This window comes from Pseudomonas leptonychotis (genome assembly GCF_004920405.1).
Taxonomy (GTDB): domain Bacteria; phylum Pseudomonadota; class Gammaproteobacteria; order Pseudomonadales; family Pseudomonadaceae; genus Aquipseudomonas; species Aquipseudomonas leptonychotis.
In genome coordinates, this window is the sequence record NZ_RFLV01000001.1 from 1198863 (window position 1) to 1213322 (window position 14460).

The 14460-nt window shown below is 58.9% G+C and carries 16 protein-coding genes; 9 read left to right on the plus strand and 7 right to left on the minus strand.

The annotated features are described in order from the left end of the window. Positions 1-57: 57 nt before the first annotated feature. The 5 genes from D8779_RS05370 to pilG form a co-directional block, all read right to left on the minus strand. Positions 58-915, minus strand: coding sequence for a protein-glutamate O-methyltransferase (locus D8779_RS05370; RefSeq protein WP_136664434.1), 858 nt, complete (start codon positions 913-915; stop codon positions 58-60). A gap of 68 nt (positions 916-983) precedes the next feature. Next, a complete protein-coding gene (locus D8779_RS05375) occupies positions 984-3029 on the minus strand; it encodes a methyl-accepting chemotaxis protein (protein ID WP_136663415.1) in 2046 nt (681 codons plus the stop codon). A gap of 84 nt (positions 3030-3113) precedes the next feature. After that, positions 3114-3650, minus strand: coding sequence for a chemotaxis protein CheW (locus D8779_RS05380; protein ID WP_136663416.1), 537 nt, complete (start codon positions 3648-3650; stop codon positions 3114-3116). Positions 3651-3695: 45 nt separating this feature from the next. Further along, positions 3696-4061, minus strand: a complete 366-nt coding sequence (gene pilH, locus D8779_RS05385) for a twitching motility response regulator PilH (RefSeq protein WP_090240420.1) — start codon at positions 4059-4061, stop codon at positions 3696-3698. Positions 4062-4108: 47 nt separating this feature from the next. Further along, entirely contained in the window at positions 4109-4519 is a 411-nt protein-coding gene (gene pilG, locus D8779_RS05390) for a twitching motility response regulator PilG (RefSeq protein WP_136663417.1), read from the minus strand. Between the two features lie 239 nt (positions 4520-4758). On the opposite strand from pilG, the gene gshB reads away from it, so the two are divergent. The 7 genes from gshB (at position 4759) to D8779_RS05425 (ending at position 10590) form a co-directional block, all read left to right on the plus strand. Next, a complete protein-coding gene (gene gshB, locus D8779_RS05395) occupies positions 4759-5721 on the plus strand; it encodes a glutathione synthase (protein WP_136663418.1) in 963 nt (320 codons plus the stop codon). A gap of 56 nt (positions 5722-5777) precedes the next feature. Continuing rightward, complete coding sequence (locus D8779_RS05400; protein WP_136664435.1) at positions 5778-6674, plus strand: energy transducer TonB; 897 nt, start codon at positions 5778-5780, stop codon at positions 6672-6674. A gap of 72 nt (positions 6675-6746) precedes the next feature. Beyond that, entirely contained in the window at positions 6747-7316 is a 570-nt protein-coding gene (locus tag D8779_RS05405; RefSeq protein ID WP_136663419.1) for a YqgE/AlgH family protein, read from the plus strand. Beyond that, the gene (gene ruvX / locus D8779_RS05410; RefSeq protein ID WP_136663420.1) at positions 7316-7759 is read left to right on the plus strand and encodes a Holliday junction resolvase RuvX; all 444 of its coding nucleotides are present in this window, start codon (positions 7316-7318) and stop codon (positions 7757-7759) included. Before D8779_RS05405 ends, ruvX begins: the two co-directional genes overlap by 1 nt. A gap of 32 nt (positions 7760-7791) precedes the next feature. After that, positions 7792-8298: a bifunctional pyr operon transcriptional regulator/uracil phosphoribosyltransferase PyrR gene (gene pyrR, locus D8779_RS05415; RefSeq protein ID WP_136663421.1), complete on the plus strand. Its 507-nt coding sequence runs from the start codon at positions 7792-7794 to the stop codon at positions 8296-8298. A 10-nt stretch (positions 8299-8308) separates the two neighbouring features. Continuing rightward, a complete protein-coding gene (locus D8779_RS05420; protein ID WP_136663422.1) occupies positions 8309-9319 on the plus strand; it encodes an aspartate carbamoyltransferase catalytic subunit in 1011 nt (336 codons plus the stop codon). Further along, on the plus strand, positions 9319-10590 hold the full coding sequence (locus D8779_RS05425; RefSeq protein ID WP_136663423.1) for a dihydroorotase: 1272 nt from the start codon (positions 9319-9321) through the stop codon (positions 10588-10590). Before D8779_RS05420 ends, D8779_RS05425 begins: the two co-directional genes overlap by 1 nt. Before the next feature lie 54 nt (positions 10591-10644). Here D8779_RS05425 and D8779_RS05430 read toward each other — a convergent pair whose 3' ends face one another. Beyond that, positions 10645-11043 (minus strand): NINE protein, encoded by a 399-nt coding sequence (locus tag D8779_RS05430; RefSeq protein ID WP_136663424.1) that lies wholly within the window; start codon positions 11041-11043, stop codon positions 10645-10647. Positions 11044-11201: 158 nt separating this feature from the next. Between D8779_RS05430 and D8779_RS05435 the strand changes: the two genes are divergently transcribed. After that, a complete protein-coding gene (locus D8779_RS05435) occupies positions 11202-12413 on the plus strand; it encodes a putative DNA modification/repair radical SAM protein (RefSeq protein ID WP_136663425.1) in 1212 nt (403 codons plus the stop codon). After that, positions 12413-13291, plus strand: a complete 879-nt coding sequence (locus D8779_RS05440) for a TIGR03915 family putative DNA repair protein (RefSeq protein WP_136663426.1) — start codon at positions 12413-12415, stop codon at positions 13289-13291. The genes D8779_RS05435 and D8779_RS05440 overlap by 1 nt, the downstream gene beginning before the upstream one ends. On the opposite strand, the gene D8779_RS05445 is transcribed toward D8779_RS05440, so the two are convergent. Further along, positions 13257-14402: a PilT/PilU family type 4a pilus ATPase gene (locus tag D8779_RS05445; protein ID WP_136663427.1), complete on the minus strand. Its 1146-nt coding sequence runs from the start codon at positions 14400-14402 to the stop codon at positions 13257-13259. The two genes, D8779_RS05440 and D8779_RS05445, sit on opposite strands and share 35 nt — an antisense overlap. Positions 14403-14460 lie beyond the last annotated feature (58 nt).

The following is a 14460-nucleotide window of genomic DNA, read 5'->3' on the forward strand; positions in this document are numbered from 1 at the left end:
GTTCTCGCCTGCTTTTGCCTTGCACTGGCCGCCTCGCTTACGTTTATCAACAGCCTGTTATCCCTTGCGGGTAAACGCCAGTACTCGCTCGTCGGCCACCGGGATTAACTCCGGATGCTGCCAACCTGCTACTTCGCCCACTCCCACCACCAGCAGTCCTCCGGGCACCAAGCGCTCGGCCAGGCGGTTGAGGATCTCGCGGCGACGCCAGCGACGAAAATAGATCAACAAGTTCTGACAAAAAATAACGTCCATTCCGGACATAGGTGCCTTGGCCAGCTCCAGCACATTAAGTCGGGCGCAACACACCCGCGCAGCCAAATTCGGCACCACTTTGAAGCGTCCATCGTCCTGAGCCAGGAAATAACGCTGGCACAAATCGGCTTCCAACTGCTCAAGGCGACGCGCACCATATTGGCCATCACGCGCCTTACTCAGGGCGTTCAGGCTGATATCCGTGCCTGTTACCCCGAAGTGATCCGGATGCTCGCTTTCACGTAAAACCTCGGCAGCGCTGATCGCCAGTGAATATGGCTCTTCACCACTGGCGCACCCCACGCTCCATAGCTCCCATGGCTGCGTCACCCCTTGCTGCAATCGCCCACGCAAATAGCTCTCGAGCACATCAAAGGATGGGCGGTGACGAAAAAAACGGGTTTCCTGCACAGTCAGCCGGTCCAACAGGGTCGACCATTCCACCGCGCCGCGGGGACCATCGGTGACCTGCCGGTAATACGCGGCGTAATCCATAACGCCTAGCTCGCGCATCCGTGCACTTAGATTGGTTTGCAAAAACGCTCGCCGCCGCTCATTGAGAACGACCCCGGTACGCTCCTCTAGCAGCACCTGCCAGTCACGGAATTCCGTGGCTGTCATATCTGCTAGAGGCTGCAAGGCCCAGACGCCTGACTGCATGTCGTGCCCCTCGCTCACGGCCATAGTCCTTTTGCGGCAAACTTTTCAGCCTGCCGCATAGCACCTGATTAAGCCTGTTCCCCACCCGGCAAGGTAAAGCCGGATACCGACTTGCGCATCTCACTGGCCATCTTGGCCAAGTTACCAATGCTCTTGGCGGTTGCGGTGGTACCGGACGAGGTCTGCGAGGTAATTTCCTGGATGACGTTCATCGTGTTGGAAATGTGGCCCGCCGACGATGCCTGTTGGCGAGCCGCGTTGGAGATGTTCTGAATCAAGGCCGCGAGGGTCTTGGATACCTTCTCGATCTCTTCCAGTGCCACCCCGGCGTCCTGCGCCAGACGAGCACCGCGCACCACTTCGGACGTCGTTTGTTCCATCGAGATAACGGCTTCGTTGGTGTCGGTCTGAATCGTCTTAACCAGCGCCTCGATCTGCTTGGTTGCAGCAGAAGAACGTTCTGCGAGGCGTTGTACTTCGTCCGCTACCACGGCGAAGCCTCGGCCTGCGTCACCCGCCATGGAGGCCTGGATCGCGGCGTTCAGTGCGAGGATGTTGGTCTGGTCAGCAATGTCATTAATCAGGCTAACGATGTCACCAATCTCCTGGGACGACTCACCGAGGCGCTTAATTCGCTTCGAGGTGTCCTGGATCTGCTCACGGATGTTATCCATGCCGGTGATTGTGTTGTGTACGACTTCGTTACCCTTGTTGGCGATGGCTACGGAACGTTCTGCTACCGCGGACGACTCCGAGGCGTTCGCCGATACCTGGTCAATCGACACAGCCATTTCGTTGATGGCCGCGGAAGCACCGGCAATCTCCTGAGCCTGGTGCTCGGAAGCTTCAGCCAAGTGCATCGCCGTGGCCTGGGTTTCCTGGGCCGCACCCGCTACCTGAACAGCGGTCAGGTTGATGGTGGCTACCAGATCACGCAACTGGTCGATGGAGTAGTTGATGGAGTCAGCGATGGCACCGGTAAAGTCTTCGGTTACCGTCGCCGCCACCGTCAAGTCACCGTCGGCGAGGTCAGCGATTTCGTCGAGCAGTCGCAAAATCGCCGCCTGGTTACGTTCGTTTTTCTCAGCGGTGGACGCCAGACGACGGTTGGTTTCCCGCACCATCACCAGGCCGATGAGAATGATCGAACCAAGCGCCAAAGCACCCAGCACATAACCAATCAGGGTGTTAATCGCACGCCCAGTGGCCAGATCGTCAAACCCGACAGCCAGATTAGAAGCTTTATCCAGCAGGGTCTGGGAAACGGTAAAAATAACGTTAGCCGACTCACGCACCTGGAACAATTCAGGTGAGGTTTCGAGAATCTCGTCCACCGAACCGGATACGAACTCGAACAGTTCGGAAATTTCCGCCAAACGCTCAAGCGCTTCCTCATCGCTCACCTGAGCGATTTCCATGGCGGCATTGCCTTCGAGCATCGCGCTCAATACACGACCGAACAGACTGGCATCACGACCGAACATGTCGGCGGCTTGCACCGAATCCTGGTCACCGGCCAGTACCTTGTTTACCGAGCCCAAGATACGTTCTGCCAGCAAGGATTGACGCTGAGCAACCGATACTTGAGCTGCCGGCGCGCCGCTTTCCAGCAGAATATCGACCACTTCCTCGTACTCGACCTGCAGCTGCGGAATAGTTTCCGCAAGCGTGGCCGCTACCTGGTGCAACGACAGTACAGTCTGTTCGTTGGCCAAGATGGCGTCGGTGTTCTGCCGCAACGTATCCCAATCTTGCTGCACAACAGCAATCTGAGGCTGCAAGGATTCCGGTGCTGCGGGCAGCCCGGTTTCCTCGTTACCGTCGGTCAGATAACCCCAACGCGCCTGGAAATCGTTACGTGCATCACGCAACAAACCGAACGCTTCAGCCGTACCGGCCGCCGCTTCGGTGGAGTTTTTCGCGATACGCTGGGACAGTACGCGCAGCTCACCGGCGTGGCCGATGTACTCCGTGTCGTAGTTGGACTGGGTGTTGATGTAGGCGAAGTTGGCGAACAACAGCACGATCGAAACAATCAGGACGATAAACAGCCCAGCGATCAATGTGCTACTGCGCGCACCTGCTAACAAATTACCTGCATTTAGTTTTTTCATTTACTGGCCCCCGCCTGGACCGACCGCACTACGGTTCCCATGTAACGCCAAAAGGCCGGCAATGCCGACCCCACCGATAAACTGTTAATACGCCACGTCGAGAAAACCCGGATTCTGGGCCAGCGCGTGTGGGCTGAACACCAACCAGGGCTGTTCACGTTGAAATACTCCGTGGATAAAAGGTGTTATGGACGCCTCGAGCGGCGGTAGCTGCTCGGAAAAGGTGTCCACAGGAAAATGTTGCATACCGAATACTTCATCGACCGTGAGGCCGGCAAAGACCTCCTGATGGTCAACCACCAGCACTCGGCGTTTTTTGCGTAGCGGCGACAGCTCATTGCCGAAGAAACCACACAGATCCATCACCGGCAACAAACGGCCACGCACGTTGGCCACGCCTTTGACCCAGCTTTTAACACCGGGCAACAGCGTATGGCGCGGCTCATGTAACACCTCGCCAACCTCGCCCATGGGCGCAACAAAAAAACGTTCGCCCATGCGAAAACCGATACCACTCCAGGTCTGCACGACCGCTTGCTGCGAAGGCAAGCCTGCCGCAAGCGAACGACAAAGCCTGTCGATATCCTGAAGGGTTTGAAAAGGTGTTTGCGCGTCCGACATGCCAGCTGCGGCCTTATTCTTTTTTAATTGCGGACAAACCCGGCGTTAACCGGCAAGTACCGCATTCAAGGTTTTAACCAGGGTTGCTTCATCAACCGGCTTGGTCAGGTAATCCTTCGCGCCCTGGCGTTTACCCCAGACCTTGTCGGTTTCCTGATCTTTGGTGGTGACAATGATCACCGGGATGTGACTGGTATCAGCATCCTTGGTCAGCTGACGCGTCGCCTGAAAACCATTAAGGCCAGGCATGACGATATCCATCAGCACAGCATCCGGCTTTTCCTGACGCGCCAGCGCAACGCCATCGGCACCATTTTCCGCCTTTAGCACCTGATGGCCATGCTTTTCCAGCATAGCGGTCAGCTTGTACATTTCAGTCGGCGAGTCATCAACAATCAGAATTCGAGCCATGGTGTTTCCCAATACTTTAAAAAGGCGCCCAGCTGGTCAGCGGGGCGTCAGGACGCTTGTTGTTCCACCGGCGTAAAATTAGGCACATGGGCTTTGATCGCACCGAGCAACTCTTCTTTACTGAAGGGTTTGGTCAGGTACTGATCCGAGCCAACGATGCGCCCCTTGGCTTTATCGAACAGACCGTCCTTAGAGGACAGCATGATCACCGGGGTGGATTTGAAAGCGCTGTTGTTCTTGATCAAGGCACAGGTCTGATAGCCATCGAGCCGCGGCATCATGATGTCGACAAAAATGATGTTTGGATGGGTATCGGCGATCTTTGCCAAAGCATCGAAACCGTCAACTGCGGTAATTACCTCGCAGCCCACCTTTTTCAGCAGGGTTTCCGCGGTACGACGAATCGTTTTCGAATCGTCGATCACCATCACCCTCAAACCCTCGGAATGCTGTTCCATGTTTGCCCTACCATCGCCTCGGTGAGTCGTTATTTTGCGTTTTATCAGTGCGCCTGAGGCCCTGTCACCGACGGGCTACAACCCAATCGTCGGGCCTTTTTAGCACACTCTCCAGATGCAATCTATAAGCCGCGCGGGACCACGGTTTTTCCTTGACCCCCCGACTTGTCAGCGCCACCCTGACGCCACATCACGTCTTAGCACACTTTAATCGTTGCCAATTTACGGAGAACACCGCCATGAGCGTCCGCCTCGGCATTGTTATGGACCCCATCGCCCAGATCGCCTTCAAGAAGGACAGCTCACTGGCCATGCTGCTGGCCGCTCAAGCGCGGGGCTGGACCCTCTTCTATATGGAGCAGAAAGACCTTTACCAAGCCAAGGGTGAAGCACGCGCTCGGCTTTCAGAGCTTAGCGTATACAACGACCCAGAGCGCTGGTTTGAACTGGGTAATGAGCAGGACATCGCGCTAAGCGAGCTGGATGTGATCCTGATGCGCAAGGATCCTCCGTTCGATAACGAATTTGTCTACTCCACTTACCTGTTGGAACAAGCCGAGCAGGCGGGCGTTCTAGTAGTTAACCGCCCGCAAAGCCTGCGCGACTGTAATGAAAAGTACTTTGCCACTCAATTCAGCCAATACACCCCGCCGACATTAGTGAGCCGCAGGGCCGACATTCTGCGCGAATTTGCCAAAGAGCACCGTGACATCATTCTCAAACCCCTCGATGGCATGGGCGGCTCGATGATATTTCGTCATCGCGAGGGTGACCCCAACCTTTCCGTGATTCTCGAAACCCTGACCAACCATGGCCAGCAGCAAATCATGGCCCAGGGTTATCTGCCCGCCATCAAGGACGGCGACAAGCGCATCCTGTTAATCGACGGCGAGCCCGTGCCCTACTGCCTGGCGCGCATTCCGGCTGCCGGCGAAACGCGTGGCAACCTGGCCGCAGGAGGCCGTGGCGAAGCCCGCCCACTGACCGAGCGCGACCGCGAAATTGCCGCTGCAATTGGGCCAACACTGCGCGAGAAAGGCCTGCTGTTTGTCGGCCTAGACGTAATTGGCGAGCACATTACCGAAATCAACGTCACCAGCCCGACCTGTATTCGCGAAATTGATGCCGCCTTCGGCACACGCATCGCAGAACAGTTAATGGACAAGATTGCCGAGAAGCTCAATGCGCGCAGTGCTTCATAGACTTTTCCATGCGCGCTCGGCAGACTGCGCGGCAACTTGAGCAGACCCGACATGCGATGAACGCAGCAGCCCAACTACCCGAACTTTCCAGCGCCGGCGTGCAGCCGGCGGATCGACTGGGCTTTACCATTTTCCTCGCAGCCGTACTGCATGCCGCGCTGATTCTCGGCCTGGGCTTCACGTTGGCCGAGCCCAGCCAGATCAGCAAAACGCTGGAAATCACCCTGTCCACCTTCAAAAGTGAGGAAAAGCCCAAAGAGGCTGACTTTCTCGCCCAGGACAACCAGCAAGGCAGCGGCACCTTGGAACACAAGGCGGCTCCGAAAACCACTGAGCAAGCCTTATTCCAAGACAGCGAAGTCAAACGCGTCACACCACCCGCAGCCGCGCAACAACCCGCTGTGCACCAGCAAGCACCCAAGGCTGCCGTCGCCACTCGCACCCCGCAACCACAGAAAACCCCGGTCAAACGCGAAGAAGCCAAGCCCACCCCGCAAACCCGTGCCACCCCAGTATTTGATAGCGCCCAACTGTCCTCGGAAATCGCCAGCCTAGAAGCAGAGCTGGCCATGGAAGTGCAGCAATACGCCAAGCGCCCAAAAATCCATCGTCTTAACGCTGCCTCAACCATGCGTGACAAGGGGGCTTGGTACAAGGATGAGTGGCGCAAAAAGGTCGAGCGCGTCGGCAACCTTAACTACCCAGACGAAGCCCGCCGAGCCGGCATTTATGGCAGCTTGCGCCTGCTGGTATCGATCAATCGCGACGGCACTTTGTATGAAGTGCAGGTGCTGGAGTCCTCCGGTCAGCGCACGCTCGATCAGGCGGCACTGCGCATCGTGCGCCTGGCCGCGCCATTTGCGCCGTTTACGGGCGACCTCGCCGATGTCGACCGCCTGGAAATTATCCGCACCTGGCGCTTTGAGCGCGGCGACCGCCTGTCGAGCAATTAATCACACAGGCTTTTACAGACCGATGCCGCGTCGTGCTTGAAGCCGATGGCCTGAAGCCTGAAACTAACGCCCATGACAGACGCCAGCCCCAGCTATCTCAAGCATCACTTTCTGATTGCCATGCCGCACATGGCCGATCCGCGCTTTGCGCAGACCGTCACCTACCTGATCGACCACAACGAGTTCGGCGCCATGGGCCTGGTGATCAACAAACCCAACGGCCTCAACCTGGCTGACGTACTCGAACAGCTGCGTCCGGACGAAGAGCCGCCGGTGCTGTGCCAAAGTCTGCCGATCTTTACCGGCGGCCCGGTACAAACCGATCGCGGCTTTGTCCTGCACCCCAGCGGCCCGCAATTTCAGGCCACTCTTGAGCTGGGTGAGCTGGGTCTGTCGACCTCGCAGGACGTACTGTTTGCGATTGCCGATGGCAGTGGCCCTGATAAATACCTGATTACCCTTGGCTATGCGGGCTGGGAAGCCGGGCAACTGGAAGCCGAACTGGTGGGCAACGCCTGGCTGACCTGCCCAGCCGACAACACCATCCTTTTCGACCTGCCCTTCGACCAGCGCCTGAATGCCGCTGCCGCACGCCTGGGCGTCAACCTCAGCCTGCTCACCTCACAAGCGGGACACGGCTGATGTCTGAAACCAAGGCAAAGCCGCTGCGCCTGCTACTGGGCTTCGATTACGGCAGCAAACAGATCGGCGTGGCCGTCGGCCAGATCATCACCGGCCAGGCCCGCGAGCTGTGCATTCTCAAAGCGCAGAACGGCGTGCCGGACTGGCAGAAAGTCGAAGCCCTGATCAAGGAATGGCAACCGGACGCCATCGTTGTCGGCCTGCCGCTGAATATGGACGGCACGAAAAGCGAGATGAGCGACCGCGCGGAGAAATTCGCCCGCCGGCTCAACGGTCGCTTCAACCTCCCCGTGCACACCCACGACGAACGCTTAACCACATACGAAGCCAAGGGCCAGCGCCTGCAACAAGGGCAGAACAGCGGCTACCGCGAGCGCCCGGTCGACGCCCTTGCTGCGGCGCTGCTGCTGCAAGGCTGGTTAGAAGAAAACTGCTCGGGCTAACGACCCGTCGAATCTGTATCTGGAGTGTTGTCATGAGCTTACCCAACCCGGCCGAATTGTTGCCGCAAATGGCCGCCGCGCTAACCAGCCACCTGAATAAACGACGGATCAATGAACCGCGCTTTATCGGCATCCGCACAGGCGGTGTTTGGGTGGCCCAGGCACTCCTTGAAACCCTCGGCCGCCAGGATCCACTGGGCGTTCTCGATGTGTCCTTCTACCGCGACGACTTCACTCAGAACGGCCTGCACCCACAGGTACAACCGTCCGAGCTACCCTTCGAGATCGAAGGCCAACACCTGGTGCTGATCGACGATGTGCTGATGAGTGGGCGCACTATCCGCGCGGCGCTCAACGAGCTGTTCGACTACGGTCGCCCGGCCAGTGTGACCCTGGTCAGCCTGCTCGACCTGGATGCCCGCGAGCTGCCGATCCGTCCGGATGTGGTCGGGGCTACGCTGTCGCTAACGGAAGACCAGCGGGTAAAATTATCCGGCCCTACCCCGCTGACCCTCGAACTTCAGACGCTTGCCAACTGAGACTCGCCCAATGACGACCCTAGCCACCAAGCGCCCATTGCAGCTCAATGACCAAGGCCAACTGCGTCACTTTTTGTCCATCGACGGCCTGCCGCGCGAACTGCTGACAGAAATCCTCGACACCGCTGACTCCTTCCTTGAAGTCGGCGAACGCGCCGTCAAGAAAGTACCGCTGCTGCGCGGCAAGACCGTGTGCAACGTGTTTTTCGAGAATTCCACGCGCACCCGCACCACCTTCGAACTGGCGGCGCAGCGCCTGTCCGCCGACGTCATCACACTCAATGTCTCGACCAGCTCAACCAGCAAAGGCGAGACGCTGTTCGACACCCTGCGCAACCTCGAAGCCATGGCCGCCGATATTTTCGTCGTACGTCACGGTGACTCCGGCGCCGCGCACTTTATCGCCGAACATGTGTGCCCGAACCTGGCAATCATCAACGGTGGCGACGGCCGGCACGCCCACCCGACCCAGGGCATGCTCGACATGCTCACCATTCGCCGACATAAAGGCAGCTTCGAAAACCTCTCAGTGGCCATCGTCGGCGACATCCTGCACTCGCGGGTGGCGCGCTCGAATATGCTCGCGCTGAAGACCCTCGGCTGCCCGGACATCCGCGTGATCGCACCGAAAACGCTGCTGCCAGTCGGCATCGAGCAATACGGCGTGACGGTTTACAGCGACATGACCGCAGGCCTCAAGGATGTCGATGTGGTGATCATGCTGCGCCTGCAGCGTGAACGCATGACCGGCGGCCTGCTGCCCAGCGAGGGCGAGTTCTACCGCCTGTTCGGCCTCACAGAAGAACGCCTCAAGCTGGCCAAGCCGGACGCACTGGTCATGCACCCAGGGCCAATCAACCGCGGCGTGGAGATCGAATCAGCCGTCGCTGACGGCCCGCAGTCGGTGATTCTCAACCAAGTAACCTACGGCATCGCCATCCGCATGGCGGTACTGTCTATGGCCATGAGCGGCCAAGCCGCGCAGCGCCAACTCAATCAAGATGCCGAGGAGCAAAACTGATGCGCATCCGTATCCTCGGTGCCCGCGTGATCGACCCCAGCAGCGGCGTTGATCAGATCACCGACCTTTATCTCGAGAACGGCAAGATTGCGGCTATCGGCCAGCCCCCCGCCGGCTTCACCACCGATAAAACTCTCGACGCTCAAGGCTTGGTTGCCAGTCCAGGCTTGGTCGACCTCAACGTCGCCCTGCGCGAGCCGGGTTTTAGCCGCAAGGGCAGCATCGCCACGGAGACACTCGCAGCCGCAGCAGGCGGCGTCACCAGTTTGTGCTGCCCGCCGTTTACTAAACCAATAGTGGACACCCCCGCTGTCGCCGAGTTGATCCTCGACCGCGCTCGCGAAGCCGGGCATACCAAGGTGTTCCCGATTGGCGCCCTGAGCAAAGGCCTGGAAGGCGAGCAGCTGGCCGAACTGGTTGCACTGCGCGACGCGGGTTGCGTGGCGTTCAGCAACGGCCTGGACAGTTTCCGCAATAACCGCACTCTGCGTCGCGCGCTGGAGTACGCCGCCACCTTCGACCTGACAGTAATCTTCCACTCCCAGGATCATGATCTGGCCGAAGGCGGCCTGGCGCATGAAGGCGCCATGGCCAGCTTCCTTGGCTTACCGGGCATCCCAGAGACCGCTGAAACCGTGGCCCTGGCCCGTGATCTACTGCTGGTCGAGCAGACCGGCGTGCGTGCGCACTTCAGCCAACTGACCAGCGCCCGTGGCGCACAGCTGATCGCCGACGCTCAGGCCCGTGGTCTGCCGGTAACTGCCGATGTGGCACTGTATCAGCTGATTCTCACAGATGAGGCACTGGAAGGTTTCTCGAGCCTGTATCACGTGCAACCACCGTTGCGCACCGCCGCTGACCGTGACGGCCTACGTGCCGCCGTGAAAAGTGGCGTGATTGGTGCCATTTCCAGCCACCACCAACCCCATGAGCGCGACGCCAAGCTGGCGCCCTTCGGTGCCACCGAACCCGGCATCAGCAGCGTGCAACTGTTGCTGCCGCTGGCCATGAGCCTGGTACAAGACGGCCTGCTTGACCTGCCCACCCTGCTCGCCCGCCTGAGCAGTGGCCCGGCGCACGCACTGCGCCTACCGGCTGGCCGCCTGAACGTGGGCGCGCCCGCCGATCTGCTGCTGTTCGACCCACAGGCCTCGACCCTGGCCGGTGAAAGCTGGTACTCAAAAGGTGCCAACTGCCCGTTTATCGGTCATTGCTTGCCGGGTGCAGTGCGTTACACCTTGGTTGATGGGCATATCAGCTACCAGGCCTGAACCCGCGCCCCATGAAAAAGCCCGCCGATTGGCGGGCTTTTTCATGCCTAAACCTCAGGCGCGCTCAGCGTTTTTGATCGACACCTGACTGTTCAGTGTCCAGAAGTCATACAGCACGCCCACCAAGAACAACCCACCGGTACACAGGTAAATGATTCCGGTAATCCACTTGCCTTGGTACATACGGTGCACGCCAAAAAGCCCCAGAAAGGTCAGTAGGATCCACGCTACGTTGTAATCAGTATCACCCGCGGTAAAACGCAGGTCCGCCTCACGATCCATCGCCGGAATCAGGAACAGGTCGATGATCCAGCCAATAAAGAACAGGCCGAAGGTGAAGAACCAAATGGTGCCCGTGACCGGCTTGCCATAGTAAAAACGGTGCGCCCCGAGAAAGCCAAAGATCCAGAGTAGGTAACCGATAAGCTTGCTGTGCGTATCCTGTCGCTGCATATGCGTGCCTCCTGATGGCTTGAACTCTATCTGACGCCACACTCTATCCAAGGTTCGCTACGCAGGGAAATCTACTGCGCAGAACGCCCGATCAGCACTTGAAGCCGACTTAAGATTACTAAATACTGTACATATAAACAGTATATTTGAGCGTCATCATGCAGCTGATCGAAAAACTCACCGTGCTCGCCGACGCCGCTAAATACGACGCGTCCTGCGCCAGTAGCGGCGCCCCTACGCGTAGCTCCAAAAGTAAAACCGGTATCGGCTCAACCAACGGCATGGGCATCTGCCACAGCTTTACGCCCGACGGTCGCTGCGTGGCGCTGCTAAAAATTCTGCTGACCAACTTTTGTCTGTATGACTGCCAGTATTGCGTCAACCGTCGCTCCAGCGATGTGCCGCGCGCGCGTTTTACCCCGGAAGAAGTGGTGACCCTGACCCTCGACTTCTACACGCGCAATTGCATCAGCGGGTTGTTTCTCAGCTCCGGCATCATTCGTTCCGCCGACTACACCATGGAGCAGCTGATCCGCGTGGCCAAATTGCTGCGCGAAGAGCATGAATTTCGCGGCTATATCCACCTAAAAACCATTCCCGACGCAGACCCGCTGCTAATAGCCGAAGCAGGGCGCTACGCCGACCGCCTCAGTGTGAATATTGAGCTGCCGACTGAAGCCAGCCTGATCCGTTTAGCCCCGGAAAAACAGGTGCGCACCATCAAGCAGGCCATGCACTCGATACACCAAGGCGAGAGCGAGGCCCGCGCCGAAAAGCGCGCACCGCGCTTCGCCCCCGCCGGCCAGAGCACGCAGATGATCATTGGTGCCGACGCCACCGATGACAGCACCATCCTGCACACCGCCGCCTCACTCTACAGCGACTACCGCCTGCGCCGGGTCTACTACTCAGCGTTCAGCCCCATTCCGCAAAGCCCGAATACCGTACCCTTTGAAGCGCCGCCGCTGCTGCGCGAGCACCGCCTGTATCAGGCCGACTTCTTGATGCGCGGTTACGGTTTCGATGCCAGCGAGCTGCTCAGCGGCCCCGGCAACCTGGCCCTGGATATCGACCCGAAGCTGGCCTGGGCATTGAACAACCGCGAGCACTTCCCCGTTGACCTCAACCGCGCCGAACCCTCGATGATCGCCCGCGTACCCGGTATTGGTGTGCTCAGCGCCAAACGTTTGGTTGCCCTGCGCCGGCAAAAACGCATTCGCTTCGCTGACCTGACGCGCCTGCGTTGCGCCCTGGAAAAAGCCAAGCCGTTTATCATCACCCAGGATTATCGGCCCTTGCAGGCTACCCGCGAATCCCTACTGCTGCGCCAGCAGCTCAGCGAAACGCCCGCACAGATGGCGCTGTGGTGATGCACAGCGCGCACTTCGATGGCAGCTTTGCTGGCTGGCGTGAAGTTTCCAGAAACCTATTGCAGCAAGGCGTGCCGCCGCACCAGGTCACTTGGCTGGGTGCCGGCGACAGCGGCGGGCTGTTCGACCAGACACCTACGCCCAGCAGCACCCAAGTGGCTACGCCGGCACCGCGTATCCCCAAACAGCTGCTTGAACTGCTGCAGAGCGCCGCACGCTTTCGCGTCGAGGAGCGCTGGAGCCTGCTCTATCGGATTCTGTGGCGGGTCGCCCAGGGTGATCGCGCGGCCATGTTGTCGGGTGATATAGACGGCAGCCAGCTGCATAAACGGCTCAAGGCGGTACGCCGCGAGGCCCATCACCTGCATGCCTTTCTACGCTTTCATCCACGTCCGAAAAACGCCGAAGGGCCACAACTGGTGGCTTGGCATGAACCCGCCCACGACATTCTGGCCAGCGCCAGCGGGCACTTTGCCGAACGCCTGGGGCGCACTACTTGGTTGATTGCCACACCCGATGACGGCGTGTACTGGGATGGCCAGCGCCTGCACTACCAGCAGCCCTGCCCGAGCGAGTGGCAACGCCTGGCACAAACACCTGAGGATAACGGCGAGGCGCTGTGGCTGGCGTATTACGCCAGCACCTTCAACCCAGCACGGCTAAACCGCAGCGCTCTGGAAACCAGCCTGCCGGTACGCTTCTGGAAAAATCTCCCTGAAGGCCCGCTGATTCCACAACTCATGAGCCAGGCCCGCGCCGGCGCCCAGCGCGATGGCCAAGCCGAGGCCGTCGCACGCCAGGGCGGTAAACGTATTCACTACAGCGCCGTGCAAGAATCGCCTGTCAGCGGAAGCGCCGACCCGGATCTTCCTCACTGACTTCCAGCGACAGCCCCTGAGCCATGCTGCTCAAGTGATCACCGTCACTTTCAGAACCCAGCTTGATCATCAGACGCAGGTCGTTGGCTGAGTCAGCGTAAAGCAACGCGTCTTCGTAGGTAATCTCGCCTTGGCTGTATAGGTTGTACAGCGCCTGATCGAAGGTCTGCATGCCCTGCTCGGTGGAGCGTTTCATCAACGCCTTGAGCTCATGCACCTCACCCTTACGGATCAGATCGGAAGCCAGTGGCGTATTGATCAACACCTCGATCACCGCACGGCGGCCCTTACCATCCGGCGTTGGGATCAGTTGCTGAGCAACGATGGCTTTGAGGTTGAGCGACAGATCCATCCACACCTGGTTCTGTCGGTCCGCCGGGAAGAAGTTGATAATGCGGTCCAGCGCCTGGTTGGCGTTGTTGGCGTGCAGCGTGGCCAGGCATAAGTGGCCGGTTTCAGCGAACGCCACGGCGTGGTCCATGGTCTCGCGGGTGCGCACCTCACCAATCAGAATCACGTCCGGCGCCTGGCGCAGGGTGTTCTTCAGCGCTACTTCGAACGACTCGGTGTCGATGCCCACCTCACGCTGAGTGACGATGCAGCTCTGGTGCTGGTGGATGTATTCGATCGGGTCTTCGATGGAAATGATATGACCGCTGCTGTTCTTGTTGCGGTAGCCAATCATTGCTGCCAGCGAGGTCGACTTACCCGTGCCGGTGGCTCCCACGAATAACACCAGACCGCGCTTGGTCAGCGCCAGTTTCTTGAGAATTTCCGGCAGTTTCAGCTCGTCCAACGTCGGGATATTGGTCTCGATGCGGCGCAGCACCATACCGGCCAAGTTGCGCTGGTAAAAGGCACTGACGCGGAAACGACCCACACCGCGGGCGCTGATCGCGAAATTGCACTCATGGTTCTCCGTGAAATCGCGGCGCTGCTGCTCATTCATCACCGAGTGCACAGTTTCACGCGTCTGCTCAGGCGACATGGGCGTCTTGGTGATTGGCATGATCTTGCCATTGACCTTCATCGACGGCGGTACACCGGCAGTGATAAACAGGTCAGAGCCGCCCTTTTCCACCATCAGGCGCAGCAGTTTTTCGAATTCCATCGTTGTTCGCCCATGTGCATCACGCGGTTATGCAAAGCCAGCGACACGCGCGTGTACT